Consider the following 18,006-nt stretch of genomic DNA (forward strand, 5'->3'; position numbering starts at 1 on the left):
GCGACGAGAGCCCACGGGCGGGACGGTCCGACACCCGCAGCGTAGCGGAGGGCCGGAGCGTAGCGGAGGATGGCGGCGGCCGGCTATTTTGCCTCGCGATGGAAAGGCGTCGCGACCAATCGCTGCCATTCGCGAGCAGTCGCGCGCCGCGGAAAATAGTCGGCCGCCGCCATTGCCTGGCCGGCCCGATTGTGGGCCGATCGCCCTCTCGAAGGCCGGGTCGCGGTTCCCTACCGGCGGGCTCCCATCCATGCGATGCGGCCACACCGTGCGCCGCGCGCTTCCCTTCCCGCCTCACGCCGCCCGTGTCAGATAGCGGATGCGATCCCTGCGCATGAGCTGGTCCGCAATCGAGGCGCGGAAGGTGGCAAGTCCGAAATGGCGGAGATCTTCGTTAAAATCCTCCATGAACGGCGAAAGAACGATCGCCTCGATCCCGGCGTCGATCGCGCGCTCGAGCAGGCTGTCGCGGGCACCGTCACCGGCCGGATCTTTGTCGCGGATGACATAGAGCCGCTGCAGGTTCGGCGGGAACAGGATGGCGGCGAGATGAGCCGCCGAGAGAGCCGCCGCCATCGCCATGTCGGGCAAGGCGCATCTGAGCGACAGCGTCGTCTCGATGCCTTCGCCTGCCGCCATGACGCTGCCAGGTACGCCGAAGCGGACGGCGTGACCGAGGAGGTTACCCATTGCCCGACGCGGCGTGTCGACGAGTGCCTTGCCGGCGCCGTCCGGTGCGAGCCAGGTGCGGTGCGCGCCGGTCAGATGTCCATCGAGATCGGTGACAGCAGCGATCATCGCCGGCAAGGTCCTGGTCGGTCCATGATCGTCTGGCCGGTAGTAGCAGTGTGGATGGAACTGCAAGGCTGTGGTTCCGTGCAAAGTCGTAATGCTACGTCCACGCAAATACGTTTCCACGAGGGTGCCGATAATGGGCTTCGACATGGCGACCAGTCGGCGAGCCGCTTCCGGAGAGCCAATGGGGACCTGCGTGATCGGCTCGGCCGGTCGGGGTGGCATGGCATCTGGCATAGCGAGAAACACGCGCGCCTCGTCGGCGACGTCCCGGAAATTGACCAGTCCGAGGGATTCGCGGATGACATCAAGCAGGTCGCCATGCTCGCCGGTAGCGGCGTCGGTCCATTTGCCTGGAGGTCCCTTCGGGGATGGCTGCAGACGCACGAACATCGAGCGGCCCGGCGCATTGCGGACGTCGCCGACAGTCCAATAGTTGCCCTGGCGACGGCCATTGGAGAGGTAGTGGCGGCACACCGCCTCGGCATATGCGCCGAGGCGGTGTGCCAGGTCGCATGCAGCGTGACGCGGACTCATGCAGCCTCCCGCTCACTGACCCGATCGATTGGGAAGTGGTCGAGCACGCGCTCCAGCACGGCGAGCCCGTTGGCGTCGATCGGCACGAACATCCTGAGCTTCCACGAAATGATCTCGTGGAAGAGACCGTACGCGGTGAGGCGCTCGCGCATCGCGTCGGTGAAGCCGGACAATTCGATGCGCCATGCGCCCATGACGCGGCTGCGGCGAAGCTGGAGATCCTCGGCAAGATCGAGGATGGTCCGGCCGTCCATCAGAACCGCAAACGCCTGCTCCGGCGACAGCAGCACCACGTTCGTCGCAGAGGCCTTGGCGGCCCATGCCGGCGAGACGCGGCGGCCGATGAGGCGCTCGCCCTCGTCGGTCTGAAGTCGACAAACGCGGGTCGACTCGTTGGGCAGGCGCTTCCAGATCGGTAGCAGCAGGCCGGTGACCATGTGCAAGACCGAGTCCGAAAACTCCGGCACCCCGGCGATTTCGGCCGTCCAGGCAGATATGAACGCCTCGCGGTCGGCCTCGATCCAGCGTGTTTCGCCCATAGCCTTGAGCGGCATGTTCTGGCCTTCCATCGGCCGGATCAGGCGGACACGTCGCTCGACCTCGCCATCGTCGAGCATGACGCTGGGGGTCGGGATCTGCACGGCGGCGCGGCCCGATTGCTCGTTGATGAGCAGTAAGGCACGCGGATCGCGGAGATGAACGAGCGCCGCATTGAGCGTGACGGGCCGATTGCGCTTGCGTTCGGTGATCGTGAGCAGGCGGCTTTCGGCGCCAGTGCGCGGATGGGTGTAGATCACCTGCCGATCGGTGACGACGAAGTTTTCGGCCTGCAGCGTCTCCAGCCCGGCGTCGTAGGTGCCTGACGCGATCGCGCCCTCGATGCGCGCCGCCAGCAGTTGCTCGAAGGCACCGAACAGCACGCCCTGCAGCGCAATGGTCAGTGCGAGCAGGCGATTGAGGAAGGTGGTGATCGGCGGCAACTCGTCCTTGATGCCATTGGCATCCATCAGCTTGAGACCCGTCGCCGCCTCGAAACGGTCGAGCGAGCAGCCCTCGACCTTGCCGCGTACGATCAGCAGATAGAGTTGCCGTAGCGCATCGCGGGCATGGTGGCTTTCCAGATTGTCCTCTGGCCGGAACAGGCCCTGGCCGCCGGTCTGGCGCTGGCCGCGCGTGATTGCGCCTAGCGTATCGAGCCTTCGCGCGATCGTCGAGAGGAAGCGCTTTTCCGCCTTCACATTGGTCGAGATCGGCCGGAAGAGCGGCGGCTGCGCCTGATTGGTGCGATGCGTGCGGCCCAGGCCCTGAATGGCGGTGTCGGCTTTCCAGCCGGCTTCGAGCAGATAATGCACACGCAGCCGCGTGTTCCGGGCCGACAGTTCGGCGTGGTAGCTCCTCCCCGTTCCGCCCGCGTCCGAAAAAACCAGAACGCGCTTCTGGTCATCCATGAAGGCCTGCGTCTCGGCGAGGTTGGCTGACCCGGCACGGTTTTCAACGACAAGGCGCTCGCCCTTCCGGACAATGCGGCGCGAGCGACCGGTGACCTCGGCCACGATGTCCACCCCGAAATGCTGGACGATCTGGTCGAGCGCGCCGGGGACAGGCGTCAAGCTGGCGAGTTTGGCGATCAACTCGTCGCGCCGGGCGACCGCCTCGCGGCTCTCGACGGGCTGGCCATCGCGGTAGACCGGGCGCGACGACAGATTGCCCTCGCTGTCGGTGTACGGCTCGTAGAGCTGCACGGGGAAGGAATGGGCTAGGTAGTCAAGGACATATTCGCGGGGCGTGATGTCGACGCGAACGTCGTTCCATTCCTCGGTCGGGAGTTCGGCCAGCCGCCGTTCCATGAGCGCCTCGCCCGTCGAGACGATCTGGACAACGGCCGCATGGCCCTCCTCCAGATCGTGGGTGATGGAGCGGACCAGGGTCGGTGTCTTCATGCTGGTCAACAAATGACCGAAGAAGCGCTGCTTGGCGCTTTCAAAGGCGCTGCGCGCGGCCGACTTGGCCTGGGCATTGAGCGTACCGGTGCTGCCGGTGATGTTGGCCGCCTGCATCGCCGCATCGAGATTGTTATGGATGACGCCGAAGGCCCCAGCGTACGCGTCATAGATGCGGACCTGTTCGGGCGTCAGCTCATGCTCGAGCAGTTCGTATTCGACGCCGTTGAAAGAGAGGGAGCGGGCGGTGTAGAGGCCGAGTGCCCTGAGGTCGCGTGCCAGCACTTCCATCGCCGCCACGCCGCCGGCCTCGATCGCCTCGACGAACTCGGCGCGGGTCGAGAATGGAAAATGCTCGCCGCCCCAGAGGCCGAGCCGCTGGGCATAAGCGAGATTGTGGACGGTGGTCGCGCCAGTCGCCGATACATAGACGATGCGGGCGTTCGGCAGGGCGTGCTGTAGCCTCAGGCCGGCACGGCCTTGATGGGAGGGAGCGGCGTCGCCGCGTTCGCCCTTGCCGCCACCGGCGTTTTGCATGGCGTGCGCCTCGTCGAAAATGATGACCCCATCGAAATCCGGACCCAACCATTCGACGATTTGTTTGACCCGCGAAACCTTCTCGCCGCGATCGTCGGAGCGTAGCGTGGCATAGGTGGTGAACAGGATGCCTTCCGCCAGCGTGACCGGCCTGCCCTGCGGGAAGCGGGAGAGCGGGGTGACCAGCAAGCGCTCCATGCCGAGCGCGGACCAGTCGCGCCGCGCATCCTCGATCAGCTTGTCGGACTTGGAGATCCAGACCGCCTTACGACGGCCCTGCATCCAATTGTCTAGGATTACGGCGGCGGATTCCCGGCCTTTGCCCACCCCAGTGCCGTCGCCGATCATGAAGCCTTGCCGGAAGCGCACGGCCCCCGCCGCGTCATCGGCCGCGGCGCTAACCATGTCAAAGGCCTCGTCGAGCGTCCAGGCGCCGGCGAGATACTCGGCGTGAGCCTCGCCCGCATAGATGACGGTCTCGAGCTGCGCGTCCGAGAGCAGGTCAAGGACGTTCTTCGGTAGGCGCGGCCGGTAGCCCGGCTTGGGTGGCGCTACCGAGGCCATGGCCGCCGATTGAACGAGCTTGGTGGGGTGAGCCCGCGAGCCGGGAATGCGGATCGCCTGAAGCCCGTAGGCCTCATAGATGGCGTCGCTGATCTTGCCGTTCTCGGCGGCCTGCCAGTCGACAGCCTCATAGGCGAGGTCGATAGCTTCCGGTTCGGCGATCGACATGCGTGGCGTGGTACTCGCCGAGCGTGTGAGATAGCCGTGCACTTTGCGGGCCGCGGCGACCGCCGATGTCGCGCTGGGAAGGGCGGCCATCACGACCGGCGGCCGCGCGGGAAGGCGCTCCTCAATCCACGTGAGGAGCGTTGCCGCATCCGGAGCGATGCCGGGAGCATCCGGGAAGAGCGAGGGATCGTCCGCCGGCACCCTGTCGATGACGGTGAGGCGCGTCGGGAAGGTCGTGCCGTGCTTGGCATAGACCGAGCCATCGATGGCGGCGGAGAAGACCATGCGACCACGCTCCTGCAGGCGAGTGAAGGCGGCGGTCCAGGTCGGATGGTCGGGCGCGAAGTTCGCACCGGTGATCGTCACCAGCCGCCCGCCGGGCGCAAGGCGCGACAGCGCCGAGGCGATGTGCCGCCAGGCCGCGTCGGCCATGCGGCCCTCGACATTGGCCATGACCGAAAAGGGCGGGTTCATCAGCACCACGCTCGGCACGGCGCCGGGATCGAGATGGTCGTCGATTTGGGCGGCGTCGAAGCGGCTGGCGGAGACGCCCGGAAAGAGACACGAGAGAAGTGCCGCGCGCGTCTCGGCAAGCTCGTTGAGGATGAGCGAGGCGCCGGCTATCTCGGCCAGGATGGCGAGCAGCCCGGTGCCGGCGGAAGGCTCCAGCACACGGTCGCCGGGCGTGATGGCGGCGGCCGTTGCGGCGACCAGGCCGAGCGGAATCGGCGTCGAGAACTGCTGGAAGGTCTGTGCTTCTTCGGACCGGCGCGTATGCGTCGGCATCAGCCCTGCGATCTTCGACAAAGCGGACAGCCGTGCAGCCGGAGATTCGGCTTTGCGGGAGAGCGCCTTTCCGTACTTGCGGAGGAAAAGGACCGTTGCGGCCTCGCAGGCATCGTAGGCCTGCTTCCAGTCCCAGGCGCCGGCGGCGTCGGAGGCGCCGAATGCGGCTTCCATCGCCGAGCGGAGCTTTGTCGCGTCGATGCACTCGCCGCGTTCGAGACGGGGAAGCAGCAGGCCGGCGGCGGCGAAGATAGCGCCGGCAGCACGGGTTTGGGCGAGCGGGAGCGGCGCGGCGGTTGGAACCGCCGCGGCGGGCGAGATCATGTACATGGTGTGAACCTCGGGAGAGCGGGGACAGGACCGAGCCGCGCGGCGCTCTCTCTGGACCGCACGGTTTCCAAACCCATCCCGGCCCGCCTCTCCCTCTCAGGTCCCGCCGAAGCTAAAATGAAACAAGCGCCCCGCCATGAGGTTGAGCGCTTGCCGGTATCAACCGATCTCGATCATATTCCGCCGTCAGGCTCCGACTTCTGTAGCAAACCTTTGGCGTCGTCGGGATCGGGCGGCAGGTAGGCATCATAGGGATTGCCGTCGGCAAGATGACCGAACGGGGTGAACACGTAGTCCGCGCCCTCCCGCCCGACCGCGCAAATTACATAACGCCGCTGCCCGGTCGCCGCGTCGGCGCATTCCATCAACGCGAGGTTGCCGTCGCTGGCGGCACGAAGCAGCGTCTGGAAGTTGCTGCGGGCATGGTCGGGAATGCTCATGGCAAGTCCTTCGCATCTCCGGGTTCAACTGGATCGCGGGCGGCCCGCGAGGATCGCTTCGCCGCGCGCGATCGCCCATTCGGCCTTGCCGAGCCACCCCGGCGGCGTCGGTCGGCGGGCCCTTAGCATCGCCGACAATGATCTTGAGCAAGCCAGCATGAGTTCGAATTGTGCGGCCTTGCGCTGCACCGCTTCCCCAAAATGTGCATGAACCGGAATGGCCTGTCCACGATACGCGGCACCGGCGCCCTCCCATATGCCGGTGACATGGGCTTCGCCCGAGGACTCGCAATCCTCCCGCTGACCCGAACAGTCAGTGTCCTCGATGGCAAATCGGCACGCGACGTCGGGTGTCTCAGCCAAATAGGTTGAATGCCGGAACACTGGTAGGTGGTACGTCGTCTCGATGGTGAATTGCGGCATTTGCTGCTCCTGAAAAAGGGCGGCCCGGCGTTCGTCTCCGAGCCCCGGCCGGCGGGTCGAGGTTGATGTCCATGCGTGCAGGTGTTACGCCGCCGCCCGCCCCTCGACGACGTCGGCGCCGACTTCGTCAGCGGTGACGTCTTCAAGACGCGCATTGCGGTACCCGGTCTTGGCCAACCAGAGTGCGGCCGCCTCCCGGCTCTCGGCGAGGTACAGCAACTCTTCGTCGTCGCCGATCTGCTGCAGGACCCGGACCATGCCGATACCGGGCTGCTCGACGATCTTGAAGCTGAGGTCGCTGTCGACCGAGTAGGTTCGCATGACCGTCACGAGGATGACGCCGCCGGAGGAGAAGTTACCTTCATTGAGCGTGATCGAGGCCGGTGCGCTGTAGGTCGGACGGTCGCGCGGCGATGCCTTGCGGACCAGACGGCCGAGGCGTTGCGACGGCCCCAGTCGGCGAGCTTGCGGGTAAAGCGCGCCGGCGGTTTGGGGGTGCCGTCCGAGTACTGGATCAGCGAGCCTAGCGGGGCGTTGTCATAGACGATGTGGGCGGACATGGATGTCTCCTGAAACGAAAAGGCCCGACAGGGCGTCGGGCCATGAGGGTGAGGTGAAGGGGAACGGGGCGACCGGAGTCGCCCCGTCGATGGGTGCTATTCGGCAGCGACAGCGTGTGCGATGACCTCATCGGCTGCCGCCGAGTCGTCTTCGTCATCGCCGGCGAGGAATTCGGGCAGGTCAGGTTCCTCGCCCTCGCCCGGCTGCGCGGGCCGTGCGTCATGATCGATCAGACGGAGCGGTTCGGGTAGCCAGCCACTATCGGCAAGGAGGCGTTCGGCCTCCTTGGCCATGTCGCCCTTCTTGAGGTGGTCGATGAGTTGAGCCGCCTGCTCGCTGGCACCTTCGCGCACGGCTTCGAGGATGCGGGACTTGGTGACCCGGCCGAGATAATTATCGACCGTCGGCCGCCAGCCCGCATCCACCATGTCGAGCCCGGTGGCGTGGGAGAGCCGGTCGGCTTCGCGCAAGCGCTGCTCCAGCCCGTGCTGGGAAACGCCGCTGCCATAGGGGTTAGGTCGCTCGAACAGCGCGTTGATCCCATAGCTGACGCAATGCGCCAGCAGTGCGTGCTGACTGGCTTCATCGAGACTGTCGAGCCAAGCCCACAGAGTCTGATCGTCACCGAGCGGAATGTCGCCCTTCCACGCCTCATGGCGTTCGTCGATCGCCTTGGCCGCGGGGCTGTCTTTCAGCTCGGCGTCTTGCGTCGGCAAGTGGACATGTCGGACGAACGCCTCGAGGCAGCCAGTCGCGGAGCGATGACCGAAGGTGTCGAGGACGAGCCGATGCAACAGCGCCGTGATGGCCACATGCTGGTTCTCGGCCACGGCATTGCGCAGCGCCAACGTGCGATACGCGGTGAGCTCGATCACCAGGCGTTCGGGCAGCGGCTTGATGGCGTCGCCGTCATCCTCATCGGGCTCGGACGTTTGCGCGCCGATGGTGATGGTGGCGCGGCGAACCGAAGGATCGTCGCTTCCCTCCTCGCTCCCGGTCACACCGCCGGGCTCGGCGGCGTCGCCGTCGACCGCTTCCAGCGCTTCGTCCTCGGGGCGCACATATCCGCGATCGACGACCAGGTCACCGTCACGGTCGATGCTGATGAAGGCACCGGCGCGGCCGATATCGGCGGGATCGTAGTTCATCGGGCGGCTCTCGAACGCCTCCAGCACAGACTCGATCTCGCCGAGACGTTGATCGACCGCGTCGGGGAGTTCGTCGGATTCACCATACTCGGCTTCCAGCCGTTCGTACTCCGCGCGCAGGGCTTCGCGTTCCGCCCGCTCCGCGTCGGTCAGATCGACGGGGGTGCCGGCCAGTGCCCGCAGACCGTGATTATGGCCATAAGGCAGATCGACATCGACCACGATCCACTTCCAGCCCTCCGTCGCGATTTCGTCGGCGATCGACTTCAGCTTGTCGCGGACCAAGCGGTCGAGCAGAGCGGGGTCCTGAAGCCAGCCGCCATTGTCGGCCTCGAACAGGTCGCGCAGCACCATGCCGCCGGCAGCGACATACGCGTCGACACCGACGAACAGCGCCCGGCGATCGCTTGCCCGCACAGTGGTTTCCGTCAAAAGGCGCCGGATCTGCTGCGGCTCCTTCGACCAGGAGTTCTCGAGCGCCTCCCAGACCTGCTCCTGACGGGCGTGATCGTCGGTCACGGTAAAGGCCATGAGATGCTCGAGTTGCATTCCCTCCTGCTCGTAGACCTCGTGCAGCTTGGGCGAAACTTTTGCGAGCCGCAGGCGCTGCTGGACAAAGGTAGCGGACACGAAGAAGCGTGCCGCAATCTCCTCATGGCTGGCGCCCTGATCGTGCAGGGTCTGGAAGGCCCGGAACATATCCAGGGGATGTAAATCTTCGCGCTGAAAATTCTCGGCCAGCGAGTCCTCCTCGATCGGGATCGCGCTGTGGGCGTCGCTGACGACGCAGGGAACCGGCTCGGTCTTGATCATGCGCTTCTGCTTGACCAGCAGTTCCAGCGCGCGATAGCGGCGCCCACCAGCCGGCACCTCAAACATGCCGGTCTCATTGCCCTCGCCATCCAGCACTGGCCGGACGTTGAGACTCTGCAAGAGGCCGCGTCGTGCGATCGAGGCGGCGAGGTCCTCTATCGTTTCCCCGCGCTTGATGCGCCGGACATTGGCCTGGCTCAGCACCAGCTTGTTGAAGGGGATGTCACGTGAAGCGTTGAGGGTGATCTTCTGCTTGGGCGTAGCCATGTGGACTGTCTCCGCGACGGGCGGCCGAGACTCTCTCGACCTCCAAACCCGTCAAAAGAAACGGGCGCAGCCCTCTCACTCTGAGGACTGCGCGGCACACCGAAAATCCGGAGGGCGACAGGGCCGCAGACACGACTTTGCGCATCTGGCATTGGGGATTTCAAGCTGAGATCTCACGCGCCGTCTCGGCCAGACTGGGCGGCGTGGTAGAGGATGCGTTCCGCGTCGCGAAGGCTTTCCGGCCCGGCGGGCGGCCTCTGCCCAGACCGAAATCGGTAGGTCGGTGGTAAAGAGGATATCGCGCTCGATACCCACGCGGATAGGCAGCCCGACCGACGTCATCTCGAAGAGCGAGAAACTGCCCTGCTCGGGATATCCGAGACCGGCGAGACCGAACATGATGTCACCATCGGCACTCAGCTCGGTTGCGAGCCAGGTTCCTTCGTCGAGCGGATTGAAGAGCTTCACGACCGGTACGTGATCGGCGTTAACCCACTGTGTCGCCGGCCGCCTCATCCCCTTCGGTGCCGGCCCAGCGTGCTCCTGGACGCGCTTCCATAGCCGTTCGCGAATAGGGCGGCTGGAGTTGATGAACGCTGAGCCTACATACTGGCCGGTCTTCCGGTCGGCCATCAGCGCAAAGGCCGGCTTGCCGGGTTCACGCTCGACGCCAAGCAAATCGTATTCTTCCACCATGTAGCTTTTCACCTTCAGCCAGGCGGACGACCGGCCGCTGCGGTATTTGCTGTCACGTCGCTTCGATACCATACCCTCAAGGCCGGCTTCATCGATCAGGTGGAATATGGCTTTAGCGTCTCCGGGCAGCGCTTGGCTGAACTGGATGCGGTCATCAGGCAAGATGAGGCCTTCCAGGATTTCGCGTCTGTCTTCGATATCCATGTCCCGCAGATCGTGACCGTTCAAGTGGAGGAGATCGAAGGCGACGAAGTAGAGGTCATGCTGGCGGCTGGTGATGGCTTTGCGCAGCGCCTGATAGTCCGAAAGGCCGGCTTCGTTGAGTACGACTATTTCGCCGTCTATGATGGCATTCTCAACGCCAAGGCGTTTTGCGGCACCGGCCAGATCCCTGTATTTTGCCGTCCAATTGTGGCCGTTGCGCGTGAAGATGCGCACGTCATGATCGATGATGATTTGGCTGCGGTAGCCGTCGAACTTGACTTCGTGAATCCATTCGTCGCCTTCGGGAGGCTTCTCGACCAAGGTCGGCAGCAAAGGCTCGACGAACTTTAGACGCATGAACTCACCCACACCCGGCGATTCAATTAGCTTGTGCTGAAATGGTTCCGAAACCGGAAAACCGGCTTTTGGTGCAACAAACACGCTAAATGAACGTTGCTCGATATTCGCAGGAGGAATCGAGATATGGCCGATGACAAGAGCAAGCGGGATTTCCGCGATCGGGACCGTGTCTCAGCCGACGAGGATTATGAAGTTGAATATTTCGCAACAAAGACCGGCATCACACCCCAGCAGGTCAAAGAGTTGATTGCGAAGCACGGCAACCAACGCGAGACGTTGGAGCGGGAAGCCAAGGCGCTGCGGAAACAATGACCAGGCTATCTGATCTCGGCAGACCACTGATCGGGCACCGACATGAAGGCCCGCCCGCGAGCGAACTCGCGCATTTCCTCCCTTGCCCTGTTTGCGGGCAACAGATCGATATGCGCGATTTTCGCCAGGTCACCTATCATGCCGATCCGCAGCACGAGCCGCTCGAACTGGACGCGTAGGACGCAAAAAGCTCGACTGCTGAATTGAGTTTTAATCCATGTTTTGGCGAAACGTGGCGGGGCTGCACCGGCCATTGCTATGGGTCCAACCGCCGATTCAATTGGCTCGTGCTGAAATGGGTCCAAGATCAAATAGGCATGGAAACCAAAAAGCTCTTGTTGCGTTCGGCGCACTAAAAGGTCGGGAGGTTGTGCCATGGGCACCTTTTTACCGCTGTTCGTTAAGCTGGTAGACCGTAAATCAATGACGGTTTCCTCTATCTGTGAGGCCGAGGAAGCGCTCCAGGGGCAGTGGCCAAATAAGGGTGCGGCGGCCTATAGGGATGCGTGCCGATTGATCGCGGAGGCCAAGGATGGAAGCTGCAGTCCGGCCGTAGCATTTGCGGCGTTCAAGGCCGCCGCTATCGACCAGCACCTGCTGCAGCCCGAGCCCGGCGCTCGGCATGTTCGACACAACGTGCCATAAACCATCGTGATGATTAACCGCCGTCCCCTAGTATCAAATAGGGACCGACACAGGGGAGTCTCGCTTGGTCGCGCGACGGTGGGCTCGCACCGACCGGGGCAGGTGATGCGAGCCCGGCCGAGTCTTGCGGGACCTCGACCAGCAGCGAACACCCACTCGCTGCCGTTCTATCAACAAGCCCCCAAATTTCAGGTTCCGCTAACGTACAAAAAAGCCCACCAGCCGTTGAGGTAGTGGGCAGTTTTGGGAGACGCTGATATGGGAACAGTGCGACCGCCCGAAGTGTTTCGAGGCGACGATATTCCAAGGGGGATTCACAGATCCGCGCTTTCGATGTTCAGCGAAGGGCGGTCAAGTTGCTCGCCTTGGGGGAGCTTCCAATCCTAGACGAGAAGACTGATCGCTCGCGAAAGCGACGGCATCTGCCTCATTTTCGAATGCTCGGGAATACGTTTCACCGTTCCTCCCTATGATGCGAACAACCCACTCGCCTAACGAATGGCGGACCTCTAGGAAGAGGGAAGACGAAAACGGCGGCCGGTAAGTGACGCTGTCCAATGCCCTCGGGAGGCTTGTCCCGCCAAAATCGGCTCCATGATCGGAGGAATGAACTTCACGCATGCACTGACTCCCGAGACCGCCAGTCAATTAGCGCGTGCTTAATTAGTTCCGGAGCGTTTTAACGAATCGTTGACAGCGCTGTCCCAGAATAGGACGGCGCGGTCAACCCCAACCTTGGCTGCGCAGGCGGCTCTGGCATCGAGTTCCACCCCGAACTGTCGGAGCCGCCACCCACATTCCGCAATTTACCAGCAATGGTTGAATCAACCGTTACTGCACGTGCTTTCCATGGCGCTTCCCCGATCCTTAGACTTTGACGAACAAACCGGGGATACACAGAGGCGTTCCGATCTAGACTCGACCGATGGAAACCATCTTCGATGACATCGCCAACGCCCTCAGAGAGCCCCGCCAGGATGCTTGGCGCCCTGTCCGCGCCTTCGGCCCTTGATCTTGCCGACAAGCTGTTCCTTGGCCTGCCATAGGCCTGGGTGTTGGCTTCGGAATGGCGATCTCGGGTTAGCCGGCCCCGATCAGGTAAAACAATGCGCTAAGAACCGCAGCGACTGATGCCCCGGCTATGAGCATGGCGGCGGTGCTGTTTGCGCCGATTGGCAGGCTTCTTCCCGTCCGCACCCGCGTATGCGCTGTAAATTCGCCGCCCGTCGTCACCGAACCTATCGCTGTTCGGGTAAGCCTTCTTAGGCTTGGATCTCGGTCGAAGTATTTTCATGGCCTAGCCCGGATCGTGAACAACACCCGAAGTTTAGCGGCTCCTGATGTATGGACTCGAGCGTGGAATGGACGCGTTCTTTGCACGGGGGGAGAGAGGGCGTGGGCAAAGTCCAGCGTCATGGAGGGGCTAACCAGGCCGACCGCTGGCGCAAGAACGCCAAGCGGCGGCGGTTGTGGCGATGGCAATACTGCCGGCGCTGGTGATGGTTCCCTTGACCGCTTTTTTCACCGTTAACCGACAAGCTCTCGACACCTCCAATATGGTTCTGGGAGGTGAAGGGCAGCTCCCTCTTTCTGCTAAGAAGGTACTCGGAGGCCGTCGGTTCGTATCAGAAGGCCGGCGACCAATTCTTCATTCATGCCTTTCTCGCAGCGGCGTACGCTCATTTGGGCGAGACGCAGAAGGCGCGTGCTGAAGTTCAGGAAGCACTGATAAGGAAACACGACCTGACTATCCGGCTGATTTCACGTCTCCCGTTCGCCCACCAAGTCGACCTCGAGCTTTTCACGTCAGGCTTCAGAAAGGCCGGTTTTCCCGCGTGAACGCACCTTCGGGAGCGCGCCGGTCAGGCCCGACAGCCGAATGCACCCCAACAGGTCATCGAACCCCCTTAACCGAGATCGAAGTCGAGGGGCGTCGGCACGCATCGGCTTCGGGGCTAGCATTCCGCGCGTCTCGTCTTCTGGACTCTTCGTTGAAACAGTCGCATCCTCTCTGCGGGGATGAGGGCGTGGACAAATACCGATACGACAATCGATCTGATCGCTGGCGAAAGCGAACCGGTGCCAAGCATAGCCGTGCGCACCGATGGGCGAATGTGCCGCGGCGCCTGATTTTGGTGACTGCGGTAGCGGCTGGCGCTCTGGTCGCGCAAACCGCCATCCAGCACAGCGAAAGTTTGCCAGAGATCAATGCATCGAATTGGTTCGGCTCGAAGCCGGCGCCGATCGCCGGTGTCGCGTCTGTGATCGACGGCGACACGATCGAGATCCACGGACAGCGCATCCGCTTCAACGGCATCGATGCGCCCGAGAGTAAGCAATATTGCGAAGACGCTAAGGGCTTCGAATACGCCTGCGGGCGCCATGCTGCCCAAGCCTTGGACGAGTTCCTGGCTGCATCGCGTCCGTTGCATTGCAGCTTTGTTAACCGAGACCGGTACGGCCGGCTTGTTGGGGATTGCGATCGCGCCGACGGTCGCAACGTCCAGAGCTGGCTTGTCGAGCGGGGCTTGGCACTAGATTGGCCGCGCTACAGCCACGGAGCCTACGCAAGACAGCAGGCGAAGGCCCAGGCGGCGAAGGTCGGTCTGTGGGCTGGAGCGTTTCAGGCGCCATGGGATTGGCGCGCAGAGCATGCGAACGGCACCACCAGGCCGTCAGCAAAACAACCACTCGGTATCATGCGTAATGGGCAGGTGGCGCAGAGCTATTCTTGTCAGCCACGGCGAACCTGTCCCCAGATCAGCTCATGCAACGAGGCGAACTGGTATTTGGCCAACTGCTCTTGGGGCGGCAAGCTTGACCGCGACAAGGACGGCATTCCTTGCGAGAGCCTTTGCTAAGTCCGCAGTGAGAGGGACATGGCATGATCGTCGTCGACTTTGCCCTTTTTGCCTCCACGGCGCAGACCAAGGGGAACTCTGTGGTCGCCCAGAGCCTTCCGCAAGGCTACTGGCGAAGGCAATCAATCGGTCACCGCCGCCAAGATACGCGGCGTCTGGCGCCGCAGCGACGAGTATAGGAGAATTCCGACCTTGGCCCGCTCAGCGTGCCTGAACTCCTGCGCAACTGAGGCAGAGCGATGTGCGGACGTTACACCAAATATCTGTCGTGGTCGGAAATCCACCGGCTCTACCGCCTGACTGCGCCGGCGGAGACGGGCCGCAACGACGAGCCCCGGTACAACATTGCGCCGACTCAGGATGTCCCATTCGTCACTGCCGGTGAGGATGGCACCACAGGCTCCGTGAAGGGCGCTGGTGGCTGGTCCCTTTCTGGGCAAAGGAAATGCCCAAGGCGGCTATGTTCAATGCGAGGATTGAGGGCATCGATGCAGCGCCCGCCTTCCGCGACGCGCCTACAAGTCCAAGCGCTGCCTGATCCCTGCCGATGGCTTCTACGAGTGGACGATATCGCCAGCCGACGGCAAGAAAGACCCTTGGCACATCTACCAGCCAGGCCACGCGCCTTTCTCGTTCGCCGGGCTTTGGGCTTACAATTCCAATCTCGACATAACCAGCTGCACCATCATCACCGAGCCTGCCGCAGAACCGATGAAGCAGTTGCATGATCGGCAGCCTCTCATTCTCGACCCGGCCTACTATGACGCCTGGCTGGACCCGGCGACGCCCAAGGACAGCCTCAAGGACATTCTCAGCCACGACATCGACGGTCAGCTGCAGTTCAATCGCGTTGGGCGTGAGGTGAACACCAGCGCCGTCAACAAGTTGCCCAACGACCATCCCGGCCTCGTTGGGCCGATCAACCCGCTATGAGCAACGAACCGGGCCGGCTTGCCGAAGACATGACAGCGATTCCGCGCGGCCGAGAGCCGATCGAAAATCGCTTTGCGAGCATTCTGGCTGCGGCAAGCTCGGCGGGTTTGGCTTTTCGAGGCATAGACAGAAGTCACATTGGTTCTGTTGTTTGCGTCCCGGCGATGGCTATCGGTTTCTATAGGAGTTGACGTCCGACCATCTAGCGCCCCTGTTCGAGGCATGGCATCGAGAAGCTGTGAAACTCTTCAAAATGCCCCGGAAATGTCCGGGCGAGATACCGCACCACTCTGGAATTATCCATCAACCGGTCGAAAAAGCGGTTGGCTGCGACAAGCTCCAGGCCCACCTGGCCATGACGTTCCGCGGCGCTGAGAACCGCAAGGCTTACCGCGCCGACATCGAGCACCATCGCGCCGCGCTGGTCTTCCGCCTGTGTGGTGATCGTTGAGAGATTAAAACCCTCGACCAGCAGGGCTTGCGGTGTCAGAGCGACGAGTAGTCTCGCGTAGGTGATCCTGACCCGGTCCATCGCCACCATCAGCCGGGCAATCTCCAATTGCCTGGCTGGCAGCACCTTCTGGAGCAACCCGAAGATTTTTGTTTTTACCGGCGCGTCCCGAAGCAGGTCGAGGACATCAGGGCAAATTCCGTTAACGGCTTTCCGGTTCTCGCCTGTCTCGGAAGCGGGTTTTCCGGGAGAGCAGAACATTTGCGGCTCGCGGGTCGCGCCACGCAACCTATGTGCCAGTAGGCTTGGCATTGTCCTGAAGCCCTCGGACACCAGCGTGGCGCAGAATTGCTTGTCGCGCATCATCAGGTGGAGCGCCGCTACTATCCGGTCCAGGCTCTGTTCAGACTTTGCCGCTTGCGTTACGAAATCGCGCATGCGTTTGCATTCCGTATCGTAGGTCGCCAAAAATTCGTGTGAACGAAGCCTCTTCTTGGACCCTAATGCGCCAGCAACAATATTGCTCGCATGTCTGTCGCCACCGTTTTCCAACGCACGGTAGGCGGCGTCCTTGGCTAAGCGCTTGACTACCAAGCCACGCCTCCGACAGGCTCTCGCTCTGCCAACCTGATAATGGGGTCGAGCGTGGGAAAAATATAGCTGTCCAGCGGTATCCCATTGATGGCATGCAGTTCCGATTTACCCGCGATCTCGTGGGCAGGCGCAATCAAATAGTCCCGAATGGTCAGGTCGCCGGGATTCATACGGATCAGGACGAAAATGTCGGGTAGTGGCCGTTTATCGGCCTTGGAAAACCAGCGAGGATAGCCGAAGCCGGAAACCCTGCATCGGCCCATTGTAATCGCCACCGTGATCTCCTCGTTTATCCGCAGGAGGTCCATCGCCATGTCATGGGCAGCAACCCCGCCCTGCTTATCAATCGCGCCCACAAGATCCCGGATAATCTGCAGCCTCATTGATTCCAGGTGCCGGTTCACGCCGATGAAGCGGTAGTTCTTGGATGGCTCGTATCCGATCAGTTCATATGCTTTGACAATGGTTCCAAAACGCCACTGGTAGCGTTGGGCCGGCGGGCACCCGGGATCCGCGTCGATCATGGCCAACGACAAGGCGCCACGGCGAGCCAGAAGCGCCCTAAGGGCGGCCAGCATCTCGTCGTTGGTCATGTGGCGATAGATGGTCTTGAGCACGATCTGCGCCCGATCGAACAGTTTGCTGTCGACGATCGGCTCCAGGACGTTTTCCACCCGCACCCACTGTTCCGGGGGATTGCGGACTTGATGGCTTCTCAGCCGGGCCGAATGCTTGTTCCAGACGCTGTTGCCAATGTAATTTTCGTTGGTCAGCACCGAGTGCACGGATTCCCGCGTCCATGGTCGCCCCAAATCGCTGAGCACGCCGCGCTTGTTGAGCAGTCTTGCCATCTCCAGCTCTGTCTTGCGTGTTCTGACAAAGTGACTGAAGATCCACTTCACTGTCGCAATCTCGTCAGGCGGGCCGAGCACCAGAACTATTCGATCCGTCTGCTGGCTCTTGTATTCGCGGGATGAAAGGATGCCTTTTGAGCGGCCGTGTTGATCGACAAGCAGGCGCCGCAGGCCAAAGCCGGCCTTCCCACCCTGCCGGAAGCCCAGCCGGATCAACCTCGCCTGGCCGATGAAGACTTTTTGCGAGAGCATTCTGCTCTGCTCGGCAGCCATGCTCCGTTTGATTGCTTTGAGGACGTCTGACCCGATGCTGCCGTCATTTGCGAATTGCTCGGCGCAAAATTCGATACGCACGCCGGCCATCTGGCATCGGTATTCGTAGGCTGCGCTTTCATCAATGTTCTGAAAACGCCCCCAACGGCTTACGTCATAGACCACAACCGTCTCAAAATCGGCTCGCCCACTTTCGACATCGGCCAACAGCTTCTGAAGACCGGGACGCCCTCCAAGGTTTAAACCGCTGCGACCGAGGTCCTCGTAAGTGGCGACAATGTCGTAAGCCATGATATCGGCATAGTTGCGAATGGCATCCGCTTGGTTGTCGATCGAGTAGGTCTGGTGTTCCGTCGACATGCGCACGTACTGCGCGGCGCGAACTCTAGGCACAGTCTGGTTCCCGCCATCTAACTTTGGCACTTTCCCCACACTCTCGACCGTTGCCCAGGCAATGTCTGCCTGGGGCATGCCAAACCTACTAGGCAGCTTCCTACGGTCCCATTAGGAATAC

Annotated in this window: 14 protein-coding genes and 2 pseudogenes; 6 read left to right on the forward strand and 10 right to left on the reverse strand. The window is 62.4% G+C overall.

Annotated elements, in window-relative coordinates; all coding sequences use genetic code 11:
• Positions 1 to 294 precede the first annotated feature (294 nt).
• The 7 genes and pseudogenes from NL532_RS20555 to NL532_RS20585 all read right to left on the reverse strand — a co-directional run bounded on the left by NL532_RS20555 (position 295) and on the right by NL532_RS20585 (position 10,650).
• Positions 295 to 1,332, reverse strand: coding sequence for a DUF7146 domain-containing protein (locus tag NL532_RS20555; RefSeq protein ID WP_023731562.1), 1,038 nt, complete (start codon positions 1,330 to 1,332; stop codon positions 295 to 297).
• Positions 1,329 to 5,657 carry a strawberry notch family protein gene (locus NL532_RS20560; RefSeq protein ID WP_023731563.1) on the reverse strand — a complete coding sequence of 1,443 codons (4,329 nt, stop codon included), beginning with the start codon at positions 5,655 to 5,657 and terminating at the stop codon, positions 1,329 to 1,331. Before NL532_RS20560 ends, NL532_RS20555 begins: the two co-directional genes overlap by 4 nt.
• A 173-nt stretch (positions 5,658 to 5,830) precedes the next feature.
• On the reverse strand, positions 5,831 to 6,097 hold the full coding sequence (locus tag NL532_RS20565; RefSeq protein ID WP_023731564.1) for a DUF6117 family protein: 267 nt from the start codon (positions 6,095 to 6,097) through the stop codon (positions 5,831 to 5,833).
• A gap of 24 nt (positions 6,098 to 6,121) precedes the next feature.
• Positions 6,122 to 6,520, reverse strand: coding sequence for a hypothetical protein (locus NL532_RS20570; protein WP_023731565.1), 399 nt, complete (start codon positions 6,518 to 6,520; stop codon positions 6,122 to 6,124).
• A gap of 84 nt (positions 6,521 to 6,604) precedes the next feature.
• Positions 6,605 to 7,080, reverse strand: a pseudogene (locus tag NL532_RS20575) (UCP036055 family protein).
• A gap of 96 nt (positions 7,081 to 7,176) precedes the next feature.
• Positions 7,177 to 9,309, reverse strand: a complete 2,133-nt coding sequence (locus NL532_RS20580; RefSeq protein ID WP_286487427.1) for a ParB/RepB/Spo0J family partition protein — start codon at positions 9,307 to 9,309, stop codon at positions 7,177 to 7,179.
• A 75-nt stretch (positions 9,310 to 9,384) separates the two neighbouring features.
• Entirely contained in the window at positions 9,385 to 10,650 is a 1,266-nt protein-coding gene (locus NL532_RS20585) for a DUF2958 domain-containing protein (protein WP_196813904.1), read from the reverse strand.
• Between the two features lie 42 nt (positions 10,651 to 10,692).
• On the opposite strand from NL532_RS20585, the gene NL532_RS20590 reads away from it, so the two are divergent.
• The gene (locus NL532_RS20590; RefSeq protein WP_023823908.1) at positions 10,693 to 10,881 is read left to right on the forward strand and encodes a DUF3606 domain-containing protein; all 189 of its coding nucleotides are present in this window, start codon (positions 10,693 to 10,695) and stop codon (positions 10,879 to 10,881) included.
• Between the two features lie 5 nt (positions 10,882 to 10,886).
• Here NL532_RS20590 and NL532_RS20595 read toward each other — a convergent pair whose 3' ends face one another.
• Complete coding sequence (locus NL532_RS20595; RefSeq protein WP_023731570.1) at positions 10,887 to 11,258, reverse strand: hypothetical protein; 372 nt, start codon at positions 11,256 to 11,258, stop codon at positions 10,887 to 10,889.
• Here NL532_RS20595 and NL532_RS20600 point away from each other — a divergent pair.
• The 5 genes and pseudogenes from NL532_RS20600 to NL532_RS20615 all read left to right on the forward strand — a co-directional run bounded on the left by NL532_RS20600 (position 11,257) and on the right by NL532_RS20615 (position 15,320).
• Positions 11,257 to 11,526 (forward strand): DUF982 domain-containing protein, encoded by a 270-nt coding sequence (locus tag NL532_RS20600; protein ID WP_023713612.1) that lies wholly within the window; start codon positions 11,257 to 11,259, stop codon positions 11,524 to 11,526. The genes NL532_RS20595 and NL532_RS20600 overlap by 2 nt on opposite strands.
• 2,027 nt (positions 11,527 to 13,553) lie before the next feature.
• Complete coding sequence (locus tag NL532_RS20605; protein WP_280800015.1) at positions 13,554 to 14,387, forward strand: thermonuclease family protein; 834 nt, start codon at positions 13,554 to 13,556, stop codon at positions 14,385 to 14,387.
• Positions 14,388 to 14,626: 239 nt separating this feature from the next.
• Positions 14,627 to 14,722, forward strand: a pseudogene (locus NL532_RS32235) (SOS response-associated peptidase); the annotation flags it as partial.
• 110 nt (positions 14,723 to 14,832) lie between these two features.
• Complete coding sequence (locus tag NL532_RS32240; protein ID WP_348524298.1) at positions 14,833 to 14,925, forward strand: hypothetical protein; 93 nt, start codon at positions 14,833 to 14,835, stop codon at positions 14,923 to 14,925.
• A 29-nt stretch (positions 14,926 to 14,954) separates the two neighbouring features.
• Positions 14,955 to 15,320: an SOS response-associated peptidase family protein gene (locus tag NL532_RS20615; protein ID WP_280800017.1), complete on the forward strand. Its 366-nt coding sequence runs from the start codon at positions 14,955 to 14,957 to the stop codon at positions 15,318 to 15,320.
• Positions 15,321 to 15,522: 202 nt separating this feature from the next.
• Here NL532_RS20615 and NL532_RS20620 read toward each other — a convergent pair whose 3' ends face one another.
• Both NL532_RS20620 and NL532_RS20625 read right to left on the reverse strand, forming a co-directional pair.
• Positions 15,523 to 16,365, reverse strand: a complete 843-nt coding sequence (locus tag NL532_RS20620) for a plasmid partitioning protein RepB C-terminal domain-containing protein (RefSeq protein WP_023731574.1) — start codon at positions 16,363 to 16,365, stop codon at positions 15,523 to 15,525.
• On the reverse strand, positions 16,359 to 17,963 hold the full coding sequence (locus tag NL532_RS20625) for a recombinase family protein (RefSeq protein ID WP_081731111.1): 1,605 nt from the start codon (positions 17,961 to 17,963) through the stop codon (positions 16,359 to 16,361). The genes NL532_RS20620 and NL532_RS20625 overlap by 7 nt, the downstream gene beginning before the upstream one ends.
• Between the last annotated feature and the right edge of the window lie 43 nt (positions 17,964 to 18,006).

It is taken from the genome of Mesorhizobium sp. C120A (genome assembly GCF_030323105.1).
Classification (GTDB): Bacteria; Pseudomonadota; Alphaproteobacteria; order Rhizobiales; family Rhizobiaceae; genus Mesorhizobium.

Excerpts from the sequence above, each read along its gene's own strand:
- NL532_RS20570 (WP_023731565.1), bottom strand. The coding sequence starts at position 6,520 with ATGCCGCAATTCACCATCGAGACGACGTACCACCTACCAGTGTTCCGG.
- NL532_RS20560 (WP_023731563.1), bottom strand. The coding sequence starts at position 5,657 with ATGTACATGATCTCGCCCGCCGCGGCGGTTCCAACCGCCGCGCCGCTC.
- NL532_RS20595 (WP_023731570.1), bottom strand. The coding sequence starts at position 11,258 with ATGGCACAACCTCCCGACCTTTTAGTGCGCCGAACGCAACAAGAGCTT.
- NL532_RS20625 (WP_081731111.1), bottom strand. The coding sequence starts at position 17,963 with ATGCCCCAGGCAGACATTGCCTGGGCAACGGTCGAGAGTGTGGGGAAA.
- NL532_RS20580 (WP_286487427.1), bottom strand. The coding sequence starts at position 9,309 with ATGGCTACGCCCAAGCAGAAGATCACCCTCAACGCTTCACGTGACATC.
- NL532_RS32240 (WP_348524298.1), top strand. The coding sequence starts at position 14,833 with ATGCCCAAGGCGGCTATGTTCAATGCGAGGATTGAGGGCATCGATGCA.
- NL532_RS20565 (WP_023731564.1), bottom strand. The coding sequence starts at position 6,097 with ATGAGCATTCCCGACCATGCCCGCAGCAACTTCCAGACGCTGCTTCGT.
- NL532_RS20590 (WP_023823908.1), top strand. The coding sequence starts at position 10,693 with ATGGCCGATGACAAGAGCAAGCGGGATTTCCGCGATCGGGACCGTGTC.
- NL532_RS20600 (WP_023713612.1), top strand. The coding sequence starts at position 11,257 with ATGGGCACCTTTTTACCGCTGTTCGTTAAGCTGGTAGACCGTAAATCA.
- NL532_RS20555 (WP_023731562.1), bottom strand. The coding sequence starts at position 1,332 with ATGAGTCCGCGTCACGCTGCATGCGACCTGGCACACCGCCTCGGCGCA.